General features: G+C 60.0%; 18 protein-coding genes and 1 pseudogene. 8 read left to right on the top strand and 11 right to left on the bottom strand.

Annotated features, from left to right (window positions below; all coding sequences use genetic code 11):
* Positions 1-187: 187 nt before the first annotated feature.
* From K5R89_RS22835 to chrA, 3 genes and pseudogenes are all read left to right on the top strand, one after another.
* Positions 188-1,375 carry an MFS transporter gene (locus K5R89_RS22835; protein ID WP_227523317.1) on the top strand — a complete coding sequence of 396 codons (1,188 nt, stop codon included), beginning with the start codon at positions 188-190 and terminating at the stop codon, positions 1,373-1,375.
* Positions 1,376-1,559: 184 nt separating this feature from the next.
* A pseudogene (locus tag K5R89_RS22840) lies at positions 1,560-1,837 on the top strand (chromate resistance protein ChrB domain-containing protein); the annotation flags it as partial.
* Positions 1,806-3,173, top strand: coding sequence for a chromate efflux transporter (chrA, locus tag K5R89_RS22845; protein WP_087827074.1), 1,368 nt, complete (start codon positions 1,806-1,808; stop codon positions 3,171-3,173). The pseudogene K5R89_RS22840 and the gene chrA, both read left to right, overlap by 32 nt.
* 136 nt (positions 3,174-3,309) lie before the next feature.
* Here chrA and K5R89_RS22850 read toward each other — a convergent pair whose 3' ends face one another.
* The 10 genes from K5R89_RS22850 to K5R89_RS22895 form a co-directional block, all read right to left on the bottom strand.
* Positions 3,310-3,792 (bottom strand): hypothetical protein, encoded by a 483-nt coding sequence (locus tag K5R89_RS22850; RefSeq protein ID WP_087827073.1) that lies wholly within the window; start codon positions 3,790-3,792, stop codon positions 3,310-3,312.
* A gap of 109 nt (positions 3,793-3,901) precedes the next feature.
* A complete protein-coding gene (locus K5R89_RS22855) occupies positions 3,902-5,266 on the bottom strand; it encodes a patatin-like phospholipase family protein (protein ID WP_217259580.1) in 1,365 nt (454 codons plus the stop codon).
* A gap of 280 nt (positions 5,267-5,546) precedes the next feature.
* A complete protein-coding gene (locus K5R89_RS22860) occupies positions 5,547-6,968 on the bottom strand; it encodes an FAD-binding oxidoreductase (protein ID WP_217259579.1) in 1,422 nt (473 codons plus the stop codon).
* 26 nt (positions 6,969-6,994) lie between these two features.
* A complete protein-coding gene (locus tag K5R89_RS22865) occupies positions 6,995-7,810 on the bottom strand; it encodes an ABC transporter permease (protein ID WP_023289996.1) in 816 nt (271 codons plus the stop codon).
* A 1-nt stretch (position 7,811) separates the two neighbouring features.
* Positions 7,812-8,642 (bottom strand): ABC transporter ATP-binding protein, encoded by an 831-nt coding sequence (locus tag K5R89_RS22870; protein ID WP_217259578.1) that lies wholly within the window; start codon positions 8,640-8,642, stop codon positions 7,812-7,814.
* Positions 8,639-9,622, bottom strand: coding sequence for an ABC transporter substrate-binding protein (locus tag K5R89_RS22875; protein ID WP_048297670.1), 984 nt, complete (start codon positions 9,620-9,622; stop codon positions 8,639-8,641). Before K5R89_RS22875 ends, K5R89_RS22870 begins: the two co-directional genes overlap by 4 nt.
* Positions 9,622-10,503 (bottom strand): creatininase family protein, encoded by an 882-nt coding sequence (locus K5R89_RS22880; protein WP_032453162.1) that lies wholly within the window; start codon positions 10,501-10,503, stop codon positions 9,622-9,624. Before K5R89_RS22880 ends, K5R89_RS22875 begins: the two co-directional genes overlap by 1 nt.
* Complete coding sequence (locus tag K5R89_RS22885) at positions 10,500-10,979, bottom strand: RidA family protein (RefSeq protein WP_016161230.1); 480 nt, start codon at positions 10,977-10,979, stop codon at positions 10,500-10,502. The genes K5R89_RS22880 and K5R89_RS22885 overlap by 4 nt, the downstream gene beginning before the upstream one ends.
* Positions 10,969-12,252, bottom strand: coding sequence for an amidohydrolase family protein (locus K5R89_RS22890; RefSeq protein ID WP_072421572.1), 1,284 nt, complete (start codon positions 12,250-12,252; stop codon positions 10,969-10,971). The genes K5R89_RS22885 and K5R89_RS22890 overlap by 11 nt, the downstream gene beginning before the upstream one ends.
* An 11-nt stretch (positions 12,253-12,263) precedes the next feature.
* Positions 12,264-13,232, bottom strand: a complete 969-nt coding sequence (locus tag K5R89_RS22895) for a PDR/VanB family oxidoreductase (protein ID WP_064154492.1) — start codon at positions 13,230-13,232, stop codon at positions 12,264-12,266.
* A gap of 205 nt (positions 13,233-13,437) precedes the next feature.
* Between K5R89_RS22895 and K5R89_RS22900 the strand changes: the two genes are divergently transcribed.
* The 4 genes from K5R89_RS22900 to K5R89_RS22915 all read left to right on the top strand — a co-directional run bounded on the left by K5R89_RS22900 (position 13,438) and on the right by K5R89_RS22915 (position 18,062).
* The gene (locus K5R89_RS22900; protein ID WP_004202952.1) at positions 13,438-14,337 is read left to right on the top strand and encodes a LysR family transcriptional regulator; all 900 of its coding nucleotides are present in this window, start codon (positions 13,438-13,440) and stop codon (positions 14,335-14,337) included.
* Between the two features lie 295 nt (positions 14,338-14,632).
* The gene (locus K5R89_RS22905; RefSeq protein WP_048335915.1) at positions 14,633-15,622 is read left to right on the top strand and encodes an ABC transporter substrate-binding protein; all 990 of its coding nucleotides are present in this window, start codon (positions 14,633-14,635) and stop codon (positions 15,620-15,622) included.
* Between the two features lie 11 nt (positions 15,623-15,633).
* Positions 15,634-17,052: an amidohydrolase family protein gene (locus K5R89_RS22910; RefSeq protein WP_023289989.1), complete on the top strand. Its 1,419-nt coding sequence runs from the start codon at positions 15,634-15,636 to the stop codon at positions 17,050-17,052.
* A 20-nt stretch (positions 17,053-17,072) separates the two neighbouring features.
* On the top strand, positions 17,073-18,062 hold the full coding sequence (locus K5R89_RS22915) for an isopenicillin N synthase family oxygenase (protein WP_087827068.1): 990 nt from the start codon (positions 17,073-17,075) through the stop codon (positions 18,060-18,062).
* A 73-nt stretch (positions 18,063-18,135) separates the two neighbouring features.
* Here K5R89_RS22915 and K5R89_RS22920 read toward each other — a convergent pair whose 3' ends face one another.
* On the bottom strand, positions 18,136-19,053 hold the full coding sequence (locus K5R89_RS22920; protein WP_072413301.1) for a LysR family transcriptional regulator: 918 nt from the start codon (positions 19,051-19,053) through the stop codon (positions 18,136-18,138).
* 120 nt (positions 19,054-19,173) lie between these two features.
* On the opposite strand from K5R89_RS22920, the gene K5R89_RS22925 reads away from it, so the two are divergent.
* A complete protein-coding gene (locus K5R89_RS22925; protein ID WP_217259577.1) occupies positions 19,174-20,706 on the top strand; it encodes an MFS transporter in 1,533 nt (510 codons plus the stop codon).
* Positions 20,707-20,737 lie beyond the last annotated feature (31 nt).

The following is a 20,737-nucleotide window of genomic DNA, read 5'->3' on the forward strand; positions in this document are numbered from 1 at the left end:
AACCGGGCTGTGAAGCCCGGCCCGGCGATCTGGCGCAGAAGAGGAGTCAGATCGCCGGGTAATATTGCTATTCGCTATGGTGCAAAAGCGTATTTTGCGGCTAAGGTAACGGTCAGGGAACCCAACAAACAGGGCGCGATGCCAGACGGCCAGCCTGGCGTCACTCTCACACCGGTGAAAACAACGGATGTCTACAGAACAGATGCTGCCGCTGGCGGCGCAGAACAAAAATATCATCCGCCTGGCCGCCGCTCAGGCGCTGGCCGGCGCCAACTCGGTGGTGTTCTACGCCACCGGCGCTATCGTCGGCAATACCCTCGCCCCCAGCCCGTCGCTGGCCACGCTGCCGATCACCCTGTTTGTGCTGGGGATGGCGGCCTCGATTTTGCCTTTCGGCGCGCTGGCGCGAAAGCGGGGCCGCAAAGCCGCGTTTATGGCCGGTACCGGTGCCGGGGTGGTCACCGGTCTGGCGGCCGCTCTGGCGGTGGTGCTGGGCTCTTTTCTGCTGTTTTGCTTCGCCGCGATGCTCGGCGGCGCCTATGCCGCGGTGGCGCTCAGTTTTCGCTTTGCCGCCACCGACGGCGTCGCTCCGGAACGTCGCGCCCGCGCGCTGTCGCTGGTGATGGGCGGCGGCGTGGCCGCCGGGATCATTGGCCCGATGCTGGTCACCGGCACCATGCACCTCTGGCCGACCCATACCTTCACCTTTCTCGCTCAGGCGCTGGTGGCGGCGCTCGCCGCCATTCTGCTGGCAGGCGTGACGTCGGCAGAGCCCGCGGCGGCCAGCGTGCGCGGAGGGCGGCCGCTGCGCGAGATAATCCGCCAGCCGGGCTTCGCCACCACGGTGTTCAGCGGGGCGGTGGCCTATATGGTGATGAATTTTCTGATGACCGCCGCGCCGCTCTCCATGCATATGCACGGTCTTTCCCAGCAGGCCGCCAACCTCGGGATCCAGTGGCATGTGATGGCGATGTACGGCCCGGGATTTGTCACCGGCCGGTTGATCCAGCGCTTCGGCGCCGTGCGCATGGCGGCGGCGGGATTGCTGATCACCGGCGCGTCGGTGGCGGTCGGTCTCAGCGGCGTCGGGGTATATCATTACTGGCTGTCGCTGATTTTGCTCGGCATCGGCTGGAACTTTGGCTTCACCGGCGCCTCGGCGAAAATCATCGATTTCCACCGCCCGGAAGAGAAGACCCAGGTGCAGTCGCTCAACGATTTTCTGGTCTTCGGCGTGATGATCGTGGGTTCGTTTTCGTCCGGCGTTCTGCTCAACGCCTTCGGCTGGAACGCGGTGCTGTGGGGCTCCCTGGTGCCGGTGGGGCTGGCGCTGTTCACCCTGCCGCTGCGCCCCTTATCGCCACCCCGCGCTTAGCGCCAGGTCTGCCGCTGCGCGGGCCGTCTTTTTGCGCTTTTCGCAAATGCGTTGCCGAACTTTATCAAAGCCAGCGCGTGGGAAAACGTCACATACGCGACATGCTGTAGTAATGTCTACAGCATGAGAATGCATCTCCTGACCCTCAACCTGACGATGTCTCAAGCCGCTGAACCCTGAAGAGCACGTCGGCACGCGGGTGACCTTCGACGTTCTGGCCCGACGCAGTGCTCTGGAGGCCGCGATCCCCGATACCCTGGGGCGGCTTATCCACTTCCTGGACGTCGGTGGGGTACCGACCCCGGAGGCGGGGTATAAAGCGTTCTTGCAGGGCTGCGGGAAACCATTACGGACGATGACCAACTGCTGGCGGCAGCCTGCTCGCTGTTCGACGGCCTACTGAGATCCTGTGAAATGAGGTCTGGCAATCATGAGCAAAACGGTGGTTCTTCCGCAGAGTGACAGTCCTACCGTCGTCGCCTCCGTCTCCTTCTGGCAGGCATTTCGCTTCTGGCTGAAGCTCGGCTTTATCAGCTTCGGCGGGCCTGCCGGGCAGATCGCCATGATGCACCAGGAGCTGGTGGATAACCGCCGCTGGATCTTGGAAGGACGATTCCTGCACGCGCTCAACTTTTGTATGGTCCTGCCCGGCCCGGAGGCGCAGCAGCTGGCGACCTATATCGGCTGGCTGATGCATAAAACCTGGGGAGGCGTCATCGCCGGGGTGCTGTTTATTTTGCCCTCGCTGGCGTTACTCATCGCGCTGGGTTGGATCTACCTCGTCTGGGGAGATGTCGCGGTGGTGGCGGGGATTTTTTATGGCATCAAACCCGCCGTGGCGGCGATCGTGCTGCAGGCGGCGCACCGCATCGGCTCGCGGGCGCTGAAAAATGGCGCCTACTGGGCCATCGCCGCCGCTGCCTTTGTCGCTATTTTTGCGCTGAACGTTCCTTTTCCGCTGATCGTCCTGACCGCGGCGATCGTCGGGTTTATCGGCGGACGGATGGCGCCGGCGACATTCGGCAAAGCGGACGCCCACCGTGCGCAGAGTCACCCCGGCGGGGCCGCCATCATTGATGACGCGACGCCGATCCCGGCCCATGCCATTTTCAGCTGGCGGCGTACCGCCCAGGTACTGATCGCCGGGATGCTGCTGTGGCTGGTGCCGATGGCCGCCCTGGCGCTAATGCTGGGCTGGGCGCATCCGCTGACCCAGATGAGCTGGTTCTTTACCAAAGCCGCGCTGATGACCTTTGGCGGGGCGTATGCCGTCTTACCTTATGTTTACCAGGGGGCGGTAACCCATTATGGTTGGCTGACGGCAGGGCAGATGATGGACGGCCTCGCCCTTGGGGAATCCACCCCCGGGCCGTTGATCATGGTGGTGACCTTTGTCGGGTTTGTCGGCGGCTACACCAAAGCGGTATTGGGCGTCGATGATGCGCTGCTGGGGGGCATTGCGGCGGCGTGCCTGGTGACATGGTTTACCTTTTTGCCCTCGTTTATCTTTATTCTCGCCGGCGGGCCGTTTATTGAAACCACCCATAATAAAGTGGGATTTACCGCGCCGTTGACTGCTATCACCGCCGCGGTGGTGGGCGTTATCCTGAATCTGGCGCTGTTTTTTATCTGGCATAGCGTCTGGGGACCGTCCGGTTTCGACCCATGGTCTGCGGCCATTGCCCTGGGCGCCGCCGGGCTGCTGTTTCGCTATAAGTGGAAGCTGACCTGGGTACTGGCCGCCGCCGCCGCGGTGGGCCTTATCGTCCATATGGCGGGACTGTCCGGCGCAGGATAAGGTCGGCGTCGGGCTGAAAATGCCGGAGGCAGGGGCGGGATGGGGAAAGGGGCCGATGTCTGGTGAAACAGTCGTCGGCCGGAAGGTGTGGTAATGGCAATGCCTCTATTTCTCAAATCATCTTTAAGACTTCGCGTTACCAAAAACGAGCTGCGTAATTAAAATGCTTCATCTGATGCTCATCGACATATGAGCTAGTTTCATCGGTGACTACAGGATTTGTGGAGACGGTATTACCTGAGATATATAACGGGATACCTGCCTTATTTTTACCTGTGTAAATCCCCGCGTGATCTCCTGGCTTTTGGCCTTTAGACTGGACGGGATAATCAACTCTTAAAACGATATCGCCAACGGCAATGTCAGATATGGCTATTATTTTCCCGAGCGCTAATGACGCCTGATAGAATTTCTCTACGCTGGCGGTTTTAGGCAGGCCGGGAATACCAGCCTGACAGCTACACCAGTAGATAAAAGCCATACACCATGGCGAGCCAGGTGTGCTGCCCGCTGATTTGAGATAGGTATTTACCATTGGGCCAGAGTTGCTGTTAAGCGGCTGCTCTTTGACATTAAGCTGACTTCTTGCTGTTTCTATCAAGTCGTTACCATTAGGCATGGTCTTATCCTCATCAGGTAGATTGTTAAATTGTGGATGGCAGAGAATGATTTCCTCGAGTTTCGCTCCTTATCTGTCTGAACTTTTCTAGTTTTTATCTTTGCAGTATTTATTTATTCTTGAAGTATCTATTTAATTTTGCAAGGGGAAGGCTTGTCTGATAAGCGGAAGTAATATCTCGCCTGATTTTTTTGTAATTTTGCCAATCAAAATTAATAAGAAATTGATAAGCTGTTTCTGCGCCAAGTCTAAAAAGTTTAAGTTTGTTGGCGTCGCTCATACTGAAGTCTAACCAGCCGATGTCTCCAGTGTCTATGAATGATACTAGCTTATTGTAATCAGGGTTTTTTTTAATGAAATCGTAATTCATGGCATGTCTGGCGGTGTTGAAAGATTGAGCAAATATATTAAGGGTACTGTTAATTTCATGACTGTGATCATCAAGTTGCAGTTTGACACCAAATGTGGGTCTTGCTGGAATTTTTGTGGGGTTGTGAAAAACATCAATCGGAAAGTTTGACATGATTCCGCCATCAACAAAACAAGCGATAGGTGGCGGAAATCGAGTCGCTAATCTGTTTTGAAAACTAATGCCGGTATATTTTTGCCATTTCAATTGTAGATTATTATCCATATGAGGTATTTTTACCGTGTAGGGCTGAAACACAAAAGGGATAGACATAGAGCAGCGGCAGAAGACCGCGGGATTTACATCTTTCGGTTTTTCCCAATATAGATCTGCCATGACAGGAAGTTCAACCTTATATTCGGTGGCCAAATCCGCCGTTATCAAGCATAAATAGTCATGATTAACATCTAACTCATCAAGGTAAAGTTTACCTTCAAGCTGGGATGCTTTATCGATACTGGTGCATCTAATCTTCCATCCGGGTGGAGTTGTCGCCATTCTTTTTCTAAGGTCGCTGACAGTATAAATATTAAAAGATGATAGCTGTTTTTTAAGCCAGGACTCGAATTCATCACCTCTATTAAGTCCATGCATTATTTTTAAGTTGTCCGTTGTCGAAAGAAATCTCATAAATGCACGAAAGTATTTAAACCCTGATTTGTTTTCAGCATTCATTAAGCCAGTTGCAGTATCCATAAATTTCTTTGGATCATAATCTCCGTCTTTTTTCCCATCAATAAATGTATTTATAGGCATGTTGGCGATCATGTTTATTAACTGTTCGCTTTTTTCTTTTTCAGGTATATCTACTGCAGATAATAGCAAGGCGGCAATAGAACCGGCTGAAGTACCTGCGATACCAATGAATCTTATTCCTGCTTTCTCTAAAATATATATGTAACCTACAAGGGCTAATCCGAGGACGCCGCCACCCTCCATTACCAGATCAACGTACTGATGGCCATTTTCATCAATAGTGTCACTGAATTCTTTATTGGACAGGGCAGTGGTTTTATTTTTTATTTCTTCAACTTCTTTTAGGTAACTATTCACGGATAATGACATTTTAATTTCCTTAGCAACGGATCTGAACATTGTTGGTCATACAAGGGAATTTATTGGCCGTTATCAGAAGACCTCTTTTTTTGCTCAAAGAGAAAATTTAGAAAATGCTGTGAACAATTTTTTAACGACCGTCTCGTCAGCTAAAGAAAAGTATAACGGAGGAAACAGAGACGCCACTCATTCATATGAATGAGTGGCGTAAAAAAACTCGCCGTGCGGGCAGGGGGAAGAGAAACGGGCCCGCTCCGCGTTTGCCCGCACGCGGAGCGGAGCGGAGCGATCAGGTCGCGGGAGTTTCGCGGGTGGCCCGCGCCAGCGGGTTGCTGTCCAGTTCCAGCTGGTCGCGCAGCGCCCAGCCGCGCAGCTTGCCGGGGTTAAGCAATCCCGCGGGGTCGAGAGATTGTTTCACCGCCACCACGTCAGGGCGAATCACCCCTTGTTTGCCGTCCTCAACCTGCAGCACGTGGGGGTTGTTAATTTTGACGTCGTTATCGCGAAATATCTGCATGATCGCGTTGAGACGTTCGGGCGTGGTATAGCGCACCAGCTGCAGACCGCTGGCGGTGAGGTTGCCTTCGATATCGCGCAGAAATTCAATATGGGACATCACCTCCCCGGCGAAATGCTGTTCCATCTGTAAAATTTGCTGTGGATAGCGCTGCGGATCAAACGCGGTCTGCAGATAGGTCAGTGTATTGTCCACCTTGAGCGCATGCAGGGTGGTGTGGTTCCAGCAGTATTCCATTAACGAGCTATTGCGCGCCCGGGCCTCATCGCTGGCCTGGCGGATGGCGGTGGCCCCGCGATGGCGCTGTAACAGGCTGGCGCACACGCCTTCGCTCTCTTCGGCGATCAGGCTGATAACCGCATGCTGCCCGGCGCGGTAACGATCGTTGAGGTGGCTAAAATAGTCAGCGATCGGGGTGGCCAGCAGCGCGACCTGGCGCTTCACCAGCCCCGGCGAGCGGACGCAGGCGTTGGCATAGTTCAGGGCATCGGCGAAATCGTCAAACACGTCCAGGCGTTCTATCCACTGGTGCACGGGAGCCAGCGCCAGCTCAACCTCGAGAATGATGCCATTGGTGCCGTAGGCGTGATGCAGCAACAGCGCTTCGGGTGCCGGGACGGTCAGTACGCGAGGGACCGGCTCGACGGTCATCACTTTGACGCTAAGCACATTGCCGGGCGCCGCCAGCGGCCCATAGTTGATGGAGCCGATGCCGCCGAACCCGCCGCCGTAAAGGCCGCCCAGGCTCGCCAGGCGATAGGTCGACGGCATACAGCGCAGCTCCCAGCCCGTCGGGCGGGCGGCGGTTTCGATGTCCGCCAGGCGAATGCCGGCCTGGGCCCTCACCGTGCCGTTGCCGAGGGCGACGATCTGGTTGAGCCCGGTCATATCCACCAGCATCCCTCCTTCGAGAGGGACCAGCTGTCCATAGTTGCCGGTGGCGCTGCCGCGCAAGGTCAGCGGCAGCTGATGCTGCGCACAGGCGGCGACCAGCTGGCGCAGCTCCTCTTCATCGCGCGGGCGAACCACCGCGTCCGCCTGTTTTCCCGCCAGCTGCTCGGCGAGTACCGGACTGAACCAGTGAAAATCGCGGGAAAGCCGTTTGAGTTTCGCCGGCTGCAGGGTCCACTCCAGCGCCGGGAGTGCCTGCTGGATCGCCGCGACCGCTTGTTGACGCTGTTCATCAGTCATCATTCTTTTTCCTGTTCGTCAGCAAAACATTAATGAGATTGCACGGCTTCGCTTTCATGCCAGGCGCTGAGCGCCCGGCGCGAGACCCAGGACATCACGCCGAACAGCGCGATCCCGGCGAGAGAGATCAGCAGCAGCGCGGCAAACATCAGCGGGATATCCAGCTGGTAGCCGGCCTGCAGGATCTGATAGGCCAGCCCGGTATTGGTCCCGCCAGTGCCGGCGACAAACTCCGCCACCACCGCGCCAATCAGCGACAGCCCGCTGGAAATACGCAGCGCGCCGAAGAAATAGGGCAGCGCCGAGGGGATACGCAGCCGCACCAGGGTCTGCCAGCGGCTGGCGTGATTGAGGCGGAAATAGCTCAGCAGGCCGGGGGAGACGCTGCGCAGTCCCTGGGTGGTATTGGAGATGATGGGGAAGACCGCCATCAGAGTGGCGCACACCACCAGCGAGAGGGTGGCGTCCTTCACCCAGATGATGATCAGCGGGGCGATGGCGACGATCGGCGTCACCTGCAAAAACACGATGTAGGGAAACAGGGCGGTCTCCACAAAGCGGTTCTGCACCAGGATAAACGCCACGGCGGCGCCGATGACAATCGACAGCAGAAACGAGATCAGGGTGATCTTGAGGGTGAACAGCAGCGCCAGTAGCAGCGGCGTGAGATGCGTCCACAGGCTGTCCAGCATCACCAGCGGCGACGGCACCAGAAAAGCCGGGATGCGGAAATAGCTTACCGCGCCCTGCCAGAGGAGCACCACCGCCACCGCGACGAGGGTCGGATAGAGAATTTTGAGAAAACGCGGATGCTGGATCCACGGCGTTGAGGTTGTGGTCTTCATATTATGGCTCCATACCGGACTGGCTGGCCTGCAACAGACTGTCCTGCAGCTGACGGGCATACAGGGAAAATGCCGGGCTGACGCGGAACGCCTCGCTGCGCGGGAACGGCTCCCGGATGGCGATATCTTCCACCACCCGTCCGGGACGGGCCGCCATCATGATCACCCGCTGCGAGAGAAACACCGCTTCGTGGATCGAGTGGGTGACGAAGACCACCGTCAGATTCTGCTCCTGCCATAGGCGCAGCAGATCGCTGTCGAGCTTGTTCCGCGTAATTTCATCCAGCGCGCCGAAGGGCTCATCCATCAGCAGCAGCTTTGGCCGGGTGACCAGGCCGCGGGCGATGGAGACGCGCATTTGCATGCCGCCGGAGAGTTCGCGCGGCAGGACGTCGGCGAACTTGCCGAGCCCCACCAGCTCAAGGACTTCACTCACCCGGGTATTCCCCTCCGCCCGCGGCACGCCGGCCAGATCCAGCGGCAGCCTGACGTTATTGCGCACGCTGCTCCAGGGCATCAGGGTGGCCTCCTGGAAGACGAACGAGAGCGGATGCTGGGCTTTTTCCCGGCTGTCGCGCCGCCACAGCATCAGCTTGCCGTCGCTGGGCTCCACCAGGCCGGCGACCATCTTCAGCAGGGTGCTCTTACCGCAGCCGGACGGGCCGAGCAGGGTAATGAACTCCCCCTGGTTGATGGTCAGATTGACGGGCAGCAGCGCCCGGGTGCCGTTGCTATAGATCTTCTCCGCCGACAGCACCTCGATGGCCGGCGTGGCGGAGGCGGGTATAAAGCAGGTGTCGCTCATCACGGTCAGTTTCGGGGCGGTATTCATGGCATCACTCCGGCGTCTTTGACCATCTCCAGGGTATATGTCTGCTCAAACGGCACCTTGCTGGCGTCGATCAGGTTGTTTTTCACCAGCATGTCCCAGGTTTTCTTCAGCCGCGGCTCGGTGATGATGCCGATGCCGCCGGTCATGGCGTCGCCGCCGGTCACCAGCTGGTACTGTTTCATCTGGGCAATGCCAAAGGCGATCTGCTCGGCGCTCATTTGCGGGTTCGCTTTGCCGATCAGGTTGTTGCCGGGGCCAGGATCCTGCAGGTAGCTTTTCCACCCTTCCATGGAGGCTTTGACGAAGGCCGCCACCGCCGCCGGACGTTTGCGGATGGTGTCCGCCATACAGATAATCGAGTTGCCGTAGGGCGGGTAGCCCCAGTCGCTGAGCGGATAGACATAGAACGGCTGCCCGCCTTTGGCGACGGAGAACGGCTCGGAGGTCACGTAGCCCTGCTGCACCAGATTTTTATCGGCGAGGAACGGCTGGACGTTAAAGGTATAGGGGCGCACTTTGCTGCCAGCCAGACCCAGCTCGCTCTTCGCCCACGGCCAGAAGGAGGTATAGGCCTCGGTGGCGAGCAGGAAGGTTTTGTCTTTAAGCTCCGCCGGGTTGCTCACTTTGTCATGAGTGATAAACACCGTCGGCGAGTGCTGGAACACGGTGGCGACGGTTACCGCATGCACCCCGGCCTGCCAGGTCTCCAGCGCCTGGCCGTTGTCGCCAAGGGTGCAGTCCGCCTGGCCGGCCGCCATCAGCTGCATGACGTTGATCTGCGGGCCGCCCATTTTAATCTCGACATCAAGACCGGCGTGCTTATACAGCCCGGTGGCCTGGGCCTGGTAAAAACCGCCATGCTCCGCCTGGGCATACCAGTTGGTGAGAAACGTGAACTTCTCCGCCGCGACGCAGGAGGCTGAGGCCGCGAGGGCGGCGACGGTCAGCAGGGTAAAAACTGGCGTTGATCTGGTATTCATCAGGGCTCCTTGGATTCAGCAGCGAAAGAGGGTGGTAGGGACTGCACAAAGCCGTGCCAGTGCTGTTTGCCCCAGGTCGGTTCGCGACGTTCGACCCAGGCCATGCGGTGGATCTCGATGATTGCCTGCGCCCAGCTAGCGGCGAGGGAGTCGAGAAGCCCTTCGCCTTGCTCCCGCGTCGCCGGGGTTGGGTCGCCAATCACCCCGCTGGGGCCAAAGTCATAGGACGCCCACGCCGCCGCCGGGCGGCCTTTCGACAGGGTCGGACAGGGGAATTCCGGCGGGAAGTTGGCGACCGCCCGCTCCATATGAACGCACTCCGGCGCCAGCGCCAGCATCAGCGCCGTTTCGCTATGCCCGGCGTGCATTGCCATCCGCTGTTCATGCGGGCTGAGGAACTGTTTTTCGCAGTTGGGCACGTTGAACACGTCGTGCGGGATGGCGATGAAATCCCCGTGGCGCAGGCGCATTTCCCGGCAGGCGATCTGCAGGATCTGCGGCTGGCCGCCGTGGCCGTTGATCATCAGCAGCTTGCGAAAACCGGCCCGATAGAGGGATTCGGCGATCTCCAGCAGGGTATGCAGCAGGGTATCGCCGCTGAGGGTCAGGGTGCCGGGAAAATGCAGATGCTCCTCTGACTTACCGTAGACGATCGGCGGGATGGCGTAGGCCGGGATCGCCGCCGGCAGCCGGGCGAGGGCATGGCCCGCCACGCCGGAGGAGATCACGCTGTCCACCGAGCAGGGCAGATGGGGGCCGTGCTGTTCGATCGCTCCGGTGGGGAGGACGATAACCGTATTGCTTTTATCCGGCAGGGCGGCCACGTCCGTCCAGCTCAGAAAAGGGAGAAAGCGCGCTGCAGGAATGTAACCGTTAATCATCGCGGTGCCTCGGAGTGAATTGGCTGGGGTAACCAGACGGTTGCTTCGACTTCAATCAATACCGTGGCGTCGGGCAGCATTTCGCTGACCTGCACCACGGTGGATACGGGCGGCTGGTCGGGATAAAACAGCTTCCTGACCCGGCTGTAATAGGGAAAATGGTCAAGGTTGCGAAAGTACTGCACCAGCTTGATAACGTCGCTCATCTGCCCTCCCGCCGACGCCACGGTGCGGCGGATGCTTTCCAGCACGTACCAGCTCTGGGCGAGGATCGGCCCCTGCTTCGCATCGGTTGAAAATTCCCCGGTCGCCCCCAGCAGCTCCCGCACCGGCTCAGGCACATCCTGAAAGCCGTTGACGATGGTGCCGGTCAGGGGATTGACCGGAATAATGCCGGAGAGAAAAATAAAATCGCCGGCTCTGCGCCAGGCGGCATACCGCGCCAGCGGCGCCCCCGCGCCTGCTTCAAGACTCATGTGCCATCTCCTCCTGCCACACTCGCCGGTGGGTTAACCTGCCGTGGTTAACCACCAGACGGGCGGCGCTGTTTAAAGGCCAGGTAAAACGGTCGCTACCCGGGAAAATCACCACGCTGGCCGCCGCCCCGACGGCAAAAGGGGCCGCGTCTGCCGGCGAACCGGTTAGCGCCGCGCGATCGCAGATCAGCCGAGACTGCCGGTCGAACGGGTCGCTGAGCTGGGCGCTGAACAGGCCGCAGGCCAGGGTGTCCAGCGGGTCGTAGCTTCCCGCCGGACAAAAAGCGTCCTGCACGTTGTCGCACCCAAGCAGGGTGGCCACGCCGGCGGCCTGCGCCTCGTGCAGCAGGGTGATCCCCCGCTGGCGCGGCGTGCGGCCGAACGTCGCATCCTGCAGCAGCAGGTTGGTCATCGGCAGGGCGATAAGGGTGACGCCGTGCGCCGCCAGCTGGCGCAGGATCAGCGCCGCCTGCGCGTCGCTGCCGGCGGCCAGCGCGCAGCCGTGGCTGCAGCAGATATGCCCGGGGAATGGGTGGCGGGAGAGATGATCCGCCAGCCAGGTCAGCCCCTGAGACACCTTGCTGAGCTCCTCATCGATATGCAAATCCAGATCCAGTTCCCAGCGGGCCGCGCTGCGCAGCAGGTTTGCCATGGCGGCGGCGTCCCAGTTGGAGGAGTGAATGAAGCCCCCCAGCAGGCAGCGCTCCCCGCTGTTGGCGACCGTCCGGGCAATGGCCTCGGCGTCCGCCGGATCGCGAAACAGGGGCAGCGGGACCAGCGCCACCCGTTCCAGGGTGATGCCGCCGGTATCGAGACGGGCGATCTCCTGCCAGGCGTCCGGCGCGTCGGCGGTAAACCAGTCGATATGGCTGCGTAAATGGGTCACGCCATTTGCTGCCGCCCGGGCCAGCGCGGCGGACGCCCGACGTTGAATATCCGCCCTGGTCCAGTGTCGGCGGTCCTCGTGCATGGCGTGGATCGCCGCCAGCAGCCCGGCCTGCGCCGGACGGCAGCGTGCAATGGTAAAGGTTTTGTCCAGATGGGCATGGGGTTCCACCAGGCCGGGGAGCGTCAGGGCCCCCGCCAGGTCCCACAGGCCGGGAGCCGGCTCGACGGAGGGCGTCACGGCGGCGATCCGTCCATCGCGAAAGGCCAGGTCCGCCAGCCGCGGTTCTTCGTTGGCCTGCGTCGGCCAGCCGTCGGGCAGCGCCCAGGCCGGAAGTCGGGCGCGGCTGATGCCGGCGAGCGGCGCGCAAGAGGAGGGGAACGTCATCGTCAGTCTCCTCACAGATCCAAAACCAGACCCGGCGATTTCGCCCGCGAACAGCAGAGTGTGATCTGGTCGTTGCCGGCTTTCTCTTCCGCCGTCAGCACGCTGTCCCGGTGCTCGGGGAGCCCGTCGAGAACCCCGGTAATACACGATCCGCACATTCCCTGTTCGCAGGAGAGCATCACCTCCACCCCGGCATGCTGTAATACCTGAGCAATGGTTTGATCCGCGGCGACCTGCAGACGCTGCCCGCTGGAGGCCAGCTCAATATAAAATGCGTTGTTCGCCGCGATATTATTTTCCGCCGCGGGAGTAAAGCGCTCGAATACGAATTGCGACGGCGACCAGCGATATTCCTCCATGACTGACCGCAGTCGCTGAATAAAGCCCTCCGGGCCGCAGGCCACCACTGCGGTATCAGGGTGGGGCGTGGTTAAGCATTCGGGGATCCGCTGGCGAAACGACGCGCCTTCCTCGCTGCAGTGGATCGCCACCGTGCCGCTCGCGGCCAGCTGGGCCAGGCGCGATGTGAAGGCCGTCTGGCGCGAGCTGGCGACATAATAATGCAGCTCCAGCTTCCCTTTTCTGGCGGCAATCGCTTCGGCCATCGCCAGCAAAGGCGTGATGCCGATGCCGCCGGCAAACAGCAGGTAGCGCCCGGCCTCCGGCAGGGGAAAATGGTTGCGCGGCGACGAAATGGAGAGCCGATCGCCGGGTTTGAGCTGCTGGTGCAAATAGCGTGAGCCGCCGGTGGACGCGTCCGTCAGCCGGACGCAAACTTCATAATGATTACCGCGGTCAGGCATGCCGCACAGGGAATATTGCCGCGGGCCAACGCCGGGAATAATAATATCGATATGCGCCCCGGCGGAGTAGGCCGGTAATATTTCCCCGGCCGCCGCCTGCAATATTAAAGATAGATTTCCCTCGCCATTGGGGCGTATTTCCCCCACCGAGACCGAAATAAGATCGTGGCTGTGCATTACCGTTTTCTCTCCCTCAATCCGCTGTCTGCAGGGCGGCCAGGGGCAGCGAAGGGATACCCGCTCCTTCGCGGTGACTGTCCGGCGTGCAAAAATGGATGAAACGATCGTTTCTCCGCTATGAATGCTACGGTATTGTGATAAAACTGTTGCGTCCAGAGCTTTGATTCGCACAACCCGTTGCAAAAAAGAGAGCACCCAAACGATGTTTGCCTTCTCCCGATTTCTGCTCTATTTCACCGAAGTGGCCCGTCAGGGGTCGTTTCGTAAAGCGTCAGAGGCGCTGCATGTGTCTGCGTCTTCTATTGACCGTCAGATTTTGCGCGTGGAACAGGAGCTGGCGATGCCGCTCTTCGAGCGCCATCCCACCGGGCTGCGGCTGACCGCCGCCGGGGAGCTGCTGCTGCACGCGGCCAATAACTGGAAAAAGGACTTTACCCGGGTCTGCGAGCAGCTGGATGACCTGCGCGGACTGCGGCGGGGGCATGTGCGCATCGCCACTATCGATGCCATTAACCGGCATTTCTTTTCGACGATGCTTAAAGAGGTGCATAAACATTATCCCAACATCTCTTTTACATTGACCACCATCAACAATATCCACATCCAGCAGGCGCTGATCTCCGGCGAGGCGGATTTCGGCATCATGCTCAATCCGCAGACCTCCCGCGAACTGCAGGTGCGGGCGTTTGCCGAAATGAATATGGGGATCGTAGTGCCGACCGGCCATCCGCTGGCCAGCCGCAGCGCTGTGCGTTTTAGCCAGTGCATCGACTACCCGTTTATCCTGCCATCCGCCCCGTTGATGATCAGCGAACCGGTGGAGGCGCTGGTGAACATTAGCGGCAACGAGGTGAAGGAGGTGGCGGTATCGAATAACATCCACATGATCCGCACCCTGATCAAAGAGCAGATGGGCATCGGCATCCTGTGCCGGCTGGATATTCTCGATGAGATCGAGTCCGGCCAGCTGGCGTTTGTGCCGCTAACCGATCCGCAGCTTAAGCCTTTCACCCTGGCGCTGTGCGTCTCGCCCGCCCGCCAGCTTTCCCTTGCCGCCTCGATGATGCTGAACCAGCTGGAGATGCTCTTCAGCCAGCTGTGAGAGACCGGGCAGGCACTAAAATCATTCATCAACGCACCAAAGTGGTGCATTTATTGTGTGCATGAATCAAAGGTTGCATGCCCAAGGGCGGCGGCGCAGGCGATTTTTCGCGGCCGCTCGCGGGCCATCAAATCTGGCATTGTTTTTGTATAGCTGAGTGTGAGTAGAAGCGGTCAGTACGGGTTATCCATACGGGACATTGCTCAGTCACCATGTCGCGGTTCAATGTTGACCGGGATGGGAGGCTGAGCCACATTCGCTCGCTCCCCCTCCCGGCGTAAAGAGGAGAGGGATAATGAAAACAGGCGCACGCCTTCCCCGGGGCTTACGCTGGCTGGGCCTGATGGCCCTCGGCGGTGTCTCGCTGGCCGTTCAGGCCGAGGAAAAAATCGTTCTGCTGACCTCCTGGTACGCTCAGGCGGAGCAGGGGGGCTATTATCAGGCTCAGGCCACTGGGCTGTACAAAAAATATGGTCTCGACGTCGAGATCCGCTCCGGCGGACCGCAGGTCAACGGCATGCAGTTGCTGTTGTCGAAGCGGGCCGATGTGATCATCGGTTACGATCTGCAGCTGCTGGAAGGCATTCAGCGCGGCTTCCAGGCGAAAGCCATTGCCGCGCCCTTTCAGTACGATCCCCAGGGACTGCTGACCCACGCCGATGTTAGCTCCCTGCAGGGGCTGAAAGACAAAACCATTCTGGTCTCCAGCTCCGGTCAGGCGACATGGTGGCCGTGGCTGAAGGCGCAATACCAACTGAGCGACGCTCAGGTTCGCCCCTATACCTTCAATATTCAACCCTTTGTCGTCGACGACGCTGTCGCCCAGCAGGCCTATGTCAGCTCCGAGGTGTTCCAGGTGCAGAAGGCCGGGGTGAAGGCGAACTTCTTCCTCTTTTCTGAGCATGGTTACCCTCCCTATGGCGGCATTCTCATCGCCCGCCCGGACACCATCGCTGAGCGTAAAGCGGCGATGGCGAAGTTTGTCCGCGCCTCAATGGAGGGTTGGGTGAGCTATCTCAAGGATCCGGCGCCGGGAAATGCGTTGATTAAGCAGGACAACCCGAAAATGACCGACGATCTGCTCGCCTGGGGCGTGACCCAGATCCGTGAGCATCATCTGATCGACGGCGGGGATGCCGCCAGCCAGGGCTGGGGGACGATGACCGACGCCCGCTGGCAAAAGACGCGCGATTTTATGGTCAGCGCCGGTCTGCTGGCGGCGGCCACCGACTGGAAACAGGCCTATACCACCGACTTTGTCCAGACCATGCAGGTAAAACCCTGAGGAGCGACGCCATGTCATTCATCATTAAAAATGCCCATGCCATCCTCAGCGGTCTGTCCGGAGAGGCGGCGCGGCTGGCCGGGCCGGATATTCGCATCCGCGACGGCAAGATTGCGGCCATCGGCAGCCTGACGCCGCTGCCGGAAGAGCGACTGATCGACGCCCGCGACTGCGTGATCTATCCGGCATGGGTGAATACGCACCATCATCTTTTTCAGTCGCTGCTGAAGGGCGAGCCGCAGGGGCTGAACCAGAGCCTGACGGCCTGGCTGAGCGCCACGCCGTACCGCTTTCGCGCGGCTTTCGATGAACATACCTTTCGTCTGGCGGTGCGCATTGGTCTGGTGGAGCTCCTGCGCTCGGGCTGCGCCAGCGTGGCGGATCACAACTACCTGTACTGGCCGGATATGCCTTTCGATACGTCGGAGATTCTCTTCAGCGAAGGGGAAGCGCTGGGGATGCGCATCGTTCTGTGCCGGGGTGGGGCGACCCAGGGTCGGGCGGTGGAGCAGGATCTGCCGGTGGCGCTGCGTCCGGAAACCTTCGACGGCTATATGGCGGATATTGAACGGCTGGTCAGCCGCTATCACGACCCGCGGCCCGACTCGCTGCGCCGGGTGGTGATGGCGCCCACTACCGTCCTGCACTCCGCGCCGGGTGCCCAGCTGCGGGAGATGGCGAAGCTGGCCCGCCAGCTGGGGATCCGGCTGCACAGCCATTTATCGGAAACCGTCGATTATCTTGACGCCGCGCGGCAGAAATTCGCCATGACGCCGGTGCAGTTCTGCGCGGAGCACGACTGGCTGGGAAATGACGTGTGGTTTGCCCATCTGGTGAAGCTTCTGCCGGAGGAGATTGCCCTGCTGGGCCGCACCGGTACCGGCATTGCTCATTGTCCGCAAAGCAACGGCCGGCTGGGCAGCGGCATCGCCGATCTGCTGGCGCTGGAGCAGGCCGGGGTCCCGGTCTCGCTGGGGGTGGACGGCGCTGCCTCCAATGAAGCGGCGGATATGCAAAGCGAAGCCCATGCCGCATGGCTGCTGCAGCGCGCGCGCAAAGGGATGCTGGCGCAGCCGCGCTACGCCGGAGGCACCTTCGAGGGCGGAGCCGATGCGGCCACGGTGGAGGATGTGGTGCGCTGGGGCAGCGCCGGCGGGGCGCAGATCCTTGGCTTAGCGCAGAGCGGCACCCTGCAGGTCGGGATGCAGGCGGACCTCGCCATTTACCGGCTGGACGATCCGCGCTACTTCGGCCTGCATGATATGGCGATTGGCCCGGTGGCCTGCGGCGGCCGCGCCGCGCTGAAGGCGCTGCTGCTGAATGGCCGGCCCATCGTGGAAGATGACGCCATTCCCGGTCTCGACCTTGACGCGATGCGCCACGACGCGCTGGCGGCAGTCCGTACCCTCCAACAGCGCGCCGCTGTTTAACTGATCACAGGATAATGACGATGAACGCAACCACCCAAAATCAACGCTATGCCTTACAGGAACTGGAAAAAGAGGCGCTGATGGGCGCCCAGGGCGAAGAGACCTTTGCCCGCGAAGTGCGCTGTATCGACCTGTCTAACTTTGCCGAAAGAAAAAATGACATTGCCGAACAACTGTGGGAGGCGGCGGTGGAGATCGGTTTCTTCCAGGTCAGCCACCACGGTATTCCGCTGGCGGCGATCCGCCAGGCGTTCAGCACGACCGAGGCGTTTTTTGACCTGCCCGACGAGGTGAAGCGCCAGTATCCGCTGGCCGGTAACGCCGGCTGGGAGAGCAAGGCGCAGGTCCGGCCATCGACCCGCACGCCGGATCAAAAAGAGTCATATCAGATAACCCGTCCGCTGATGGACGGGCGCTGGCCCAGCGATCGGGAGCTGCCAGGCTTCCGACAGACGATGCTCGGATTTGAATCGCAGTGCTGGCAGCTGGGGATGAAGATCCTCTCCTGCTTTGCTTTAAAGCTCGGTTTTCCGGAATCGTTTTTTACCACCGCGCACGATCCGCAGCGTGACACCTATCAGAGCACCTTGCGCATGCTGCACTACTATGCAACCGAGCAGTCGCAGCAGGGGATGTGGCGGGCCGGCGCGCATACCGATTTTGACTGCCTGACGCTACTGTTCCAGCGCCCCGGTCAGGGCGGCCTGCAGGTCTGCCCTGGCAAGGACCGCGAAAGCCAGCAGTGGACCAGCATTGAGCCAAGGGAAGAGGTCATCACCTGCAATATCGGCGATATGCTGATGCGCTGGAGCGACGACCAGCTGCCGTCTAACTTCCACCGGGTGAGAAACCCGCAGCCCCACGAATATCAGGGGCCGCGCTACAGCCTGGCGTTTTTCTGCCAGGCCAATAAAGATGTTGAGATACTTGGGCCGCAGAGGAAGTACCCGCCCATCAGCGCCGAGGATTATCTGCAGCAGCGGATCCAGGCCAATTTCGCCAAAGGGTAGGATGTACTCTTGAGTGGTTTTCCTGTCGCCGGCTTTCGCTGGCCGCGCGGCAGGATATCCGGCGCTGGGCTTTTCAGGAGGTCGGTATTGTCGATGCGGGCGACAAGGGTATCTCTGCCGCAGCCATAAAATCGATAAAACAGCGTATTCGCGGCGACAGATAGCGGCTGGCAGGCCACAGGACGGAGAAATGCCCATCCTTGACGCAACAGCCGGGCAATACCTCTTGCAGGTGTCCCTCATTGATGGCCTCACGCACAACAAAATCAGGGACATAGGCGATACCCATCCCCGCCGCGCTTAAGCGAATGGCGGCCTCAATGTTATTGACCCTCATCACGGAAGCGGCCCTGAAATCCCCCGTCAGCCGCATATCGCGCAGTTCCCAGGGCTGGATCAGCCCCGTCGAAGGGAAGCGAAAAAAAATGCACTTGTGCGCCGCCAATTCCGCTGGCGAGCCGGGAACGCCGTATTCCGCCAGATATGCCGGGCTGGCGCAGAGCACAAAACGAAAACCCCCCAGCTTTCTGGCGATCAAGCGGGAGTCCGCTAGTTCACCGCTGCGGATAGCGATATCAAATCCCTCATCGATCAGATTGACCAGCCGGTCACTAAAATTGAGATCCAGTTCAACCTGCGGATAAAGACGGCTAAAGGCGGTGAGGGCAGGGAGCAGCAGGCGGTAGCCGATGACAGGCAGTGAAATTCTCAATTTGCCGGAGGGCTGTGAGAGACTGCTCGTCAGCTCAGACTCGGCCTCCTGGATCTGCTCCAGGATACTCTGGCAGCGGGTCAGAAACGCGGCCCCCTCCGCCGTCAGGCTGACGTTTCTGGTGCTGCGGTTAAACAGCCGGACCCCCAGCTTATGCTCAAGCCTGGCGACATTCTTACCCACCGCCGAGGCTGAAATGCCCAGCAGCCTGGCGGCCTGAACAAAGCTTAGCGTTTCGGCGGTGCGGACAAAGGACGTTAGCGAGGTGAGGCTGTCCATCGATTATAAACCTTATGTCTCTTAAGAAGATATTTTCAGTCTATTTATCGGCATTAACATCCGCAATAGGATGGCGGCAGTTCATTCCTTCCTTCCTTGCCGACTGATGAGGGCCGCCTGATGTTACTCACCGCCAGAACACATTCCCGATCCGCCAGCGCCCTGGCCGCGCTTTCTGTCTTTATGGCGGCCATGCTGCTGCCGTTAAGTTTTACCGGCGGCGTCATGACCACCCCGGCGATACAGCAGTCGCTGGGCGGCTCTCCCGCTGCGCTGTCGTGGCTGACCAATGGCTTTATGCTGACCTTCGGCAGCTTTTTGCTGGCCGCTGGCGTGACGGCGGATGCCATTGACAGAAAACGCATCTTTCTCGCCGGCGCCGCGCTGTTTTGCCTGAGCAGTCTGCTGTTTTGCCTGACGGACGATCTCTTCCTGTCAGGCGCGCTGAGGGCTCTGCAAGGTCTGGCCGCGGCGATGATTTTAGCCAGCGGCAGTGCGGCGCTGGCCCAGTTGTATGACGGCGCTCAGCGGACGCGGGCATTCAGCATCCTGGGCACGGTGTTCGGCGCCGGCCTGGCGTTCGGTCCGCTGCTGATCGGCTTCATGACCGACGCGGTGGGCTGGCGCGGCGTATACGCCCTGTTTGCGCTGCTCTCGGCGATGGTTCTGCTTATCGGTCTGGCGTATCTGCCCGCGGCAGAAAAAAGCGAGCCGCGGACACCCGACAATCTCGGCTTAACCCTGTTTACGCTGGCCCTGATGCTGTTCACTGCCTCGCTGATGGTCATTCCGGCCCGCGGTTTTTTATCGCTGACCACGCTGGCCTTGTTCATCGTATCGGGGGGGCTGTTCGTTGCGTTTGCCATGCGCTGCCGAAGAGTGAACAACCCGGTGCTGGAACTCGCCCTGCTGCGCCATCCGCGTTTTGTCGGCGTACTGTTGCTGCCTGTCGCCACCTGCTGTTGCTACGTTGTCCTGCTGATTATTGTTCCACTGCATTTTATGGGCGGAGAGGGGATGAGTGAGTCGCAGAGCGCGCTGTATCTGATGGCGCTGACCGCGCCGATGCTGATTTTCCCATCCGTTGCGGCCCTGCTCACCCGCTGGTTTTCACCGGGGCAGGTGGCCACGGGGGGGCTGATGATTGCCTCCGTCGGGTTGCTGTTGCTGGGCGATGCTTTTCACAGCCACCACCTCCCGCAGCTGGTGCTGGCGCTGATCCTGTGCGGGGCGGGGGCGGCGCTTCCCTGGGGATTGATGGATGGCCTGGCGATATCCGCAGTGCCGGTCGCCAAAGCCGGTATGGCGGCAGGCCTGTTCAACACCGTTCGCGTTGCCGGCGAGGGGATCGCCCTGGCGGTCGTCACCGCGGTATTAACGGCAAGCAATAACCTGACTCTGCAGAGTCGCGTTCATGGGTATGCGCCCGAGGTGATTCACCGCGCCGCAGGCTGGCTGGGGGCTGGTAATGTGCCGCAGGCGGCTGCGCTTTTGCCTGACTTTTCCCTTCGGGCGCTGCGCGAGAGCTATGACACTGCTTATACGGTACTGTTTAGCGGGCTGGCGGTCGTCACCCTGCTGTGCGCCCTGATGGTCTGGCGGACGCTATGCCGCAAGGGGGGCGCTATCCAGACCCGCCACAGCGGATCCTGAACCCCCATGACGGTGCACTGGCGTCACGCTC

Source organism: Klebsiella sp. TF21-TM (genome assembly GCF_019753495.1).
GTDB classification, from domain to species: domain Bacteria; phylum Pseudomonadota; class Gammaproteobacteria; order Enterobacterales; family Enterobacteriaceae; genus Klebsiella; species Klebsiella quasipneumoniae.

Bases quoted from the DNA above. Each gene is read 5' to 3' on its own strand.
- K5R89_RS22835 (WP_227523317.1), top strand. From the start codon at position 188: ATGTCTACAGAACAGATGCTGCCGCTGGCGGCGCAGAACAAAAATATC.
- chrA (WP_087827074.1), top strand. From the start codon at position 1,806: ATGAGCAAAACGGTGGTTCTTCCGCAGAGTGACAGTCCTACCGTCGTC.
- K5R89_RS22850 (WP_087827073.1), bottom strand. From the start codon at position 3,792: ATGCCTAATGGTAACGACTTGATAGAAACAGCAAGAAGTCAGCTTAAT.
- K5R89_RS22855 (WP_217259580.1), bottom strand. From the start codon at position 5,266: ATGTCATTATCCGTGAATAGTTACCTAAAAGAAGTTGAAGAAATAAAA.
- K5R89_RS22860 (WP_217259579.1), bottom strand. From the start codon at position 6,968: ATGATGACTGATGAACAGCGTCAACAAGCGGTCGCGGCGATCCAGCAG.
- K5R89_RS22865 (WP_023289996.1), bottom strand. From the start codon at position 7,810: ATGAAGACCACAACCTCAACGCCGTGGATCCAGCATCCGCGTTTTCTC.
- K5R89_RS22870 (WP_217259578.1), bottom strand. From the start codon at position 8,642: ATGAATACCGCCCCGAAACTGACCGTGATGAGCGACACCTGCTTTATA.
- K5R89_RS22875 (WP_048297670.1), bottom strand. From the start codon at position 9,622: ATGAATACCAGATCAACGCCAGTTTTTACCCTGCTGACCGTCGCCGCC.
- K5R89_RS22880 (WP_032453162.1), bottom strand. From the start codon at position 10,503: ATGATTAACGGTTACATTCCTGCAGCGCGCTTTCTCCCTTTTCTGAGC.
- K5R89_RS22885 (WP_016161230.1), bottom strand. From the start codon at position 10,979: ATGAGTCTTGAAGCAGGCGCGGGGGCGCCGCTGGCGCGGTATGCCGCC.
- K5R89_RS22890 (WP_072421572.1), bottom strand. From the start codon at position 12,252: ATGACGTTCCCCTCCTCTTGCGCGCCGCTCGCCGGCATCAGCCGCGCC.
- K5R89_RS22895 (WP_064154492.1), bottom strand. From the start codon at position 13,232: ATGCACAGCCACGATCTTATTTCGGTCTCGGTGGGGGAAATACGCCCC.
- K5R89_RS22900 (WP_004202952.1), top strand. From the start codon at position 13,438: ATGTTTGCCTTCTCCCGATTTCTGCTCTATTTCACCGAAGTGGCCCGT.
- K5R89_RS22905 (WP_048335915.1), top strand. From the start codon at position 14,633: ATGAAAACAGGCGCACGCCTTCCCCGGGGCTTACGCTGGCTGGGCCTG.
- K5R89_RS22910 (WP_023289989.1), top strand. From the start codon at position 15,634: ATGTCATTCATCATTAAAAATGCCCATGCCATCCTCAGCGGTCTGTCC.
- K5R89_RS22915 (WP_087827068.1), top strand. From the start codon at position 17,073: ATGAACGCAACCACCCAAAATCAACGCTATGCCTTACAGGAACTGGAA.
- K5R89_RS22920 (WP_072413301.1), bottom strand. From the start codon at position 19,053: ATGGACAGCCTCACCTCGCTAACGTCCTTTGTCCGCACCGCCGAAACG.
- K5R89_RS22925 (WP_217259577.1), top strand. From the start codon at position 19,174: ATGTTACTCACCGCCAGAACACATTCCCGATCCGCCAGCGCCCTGGCC.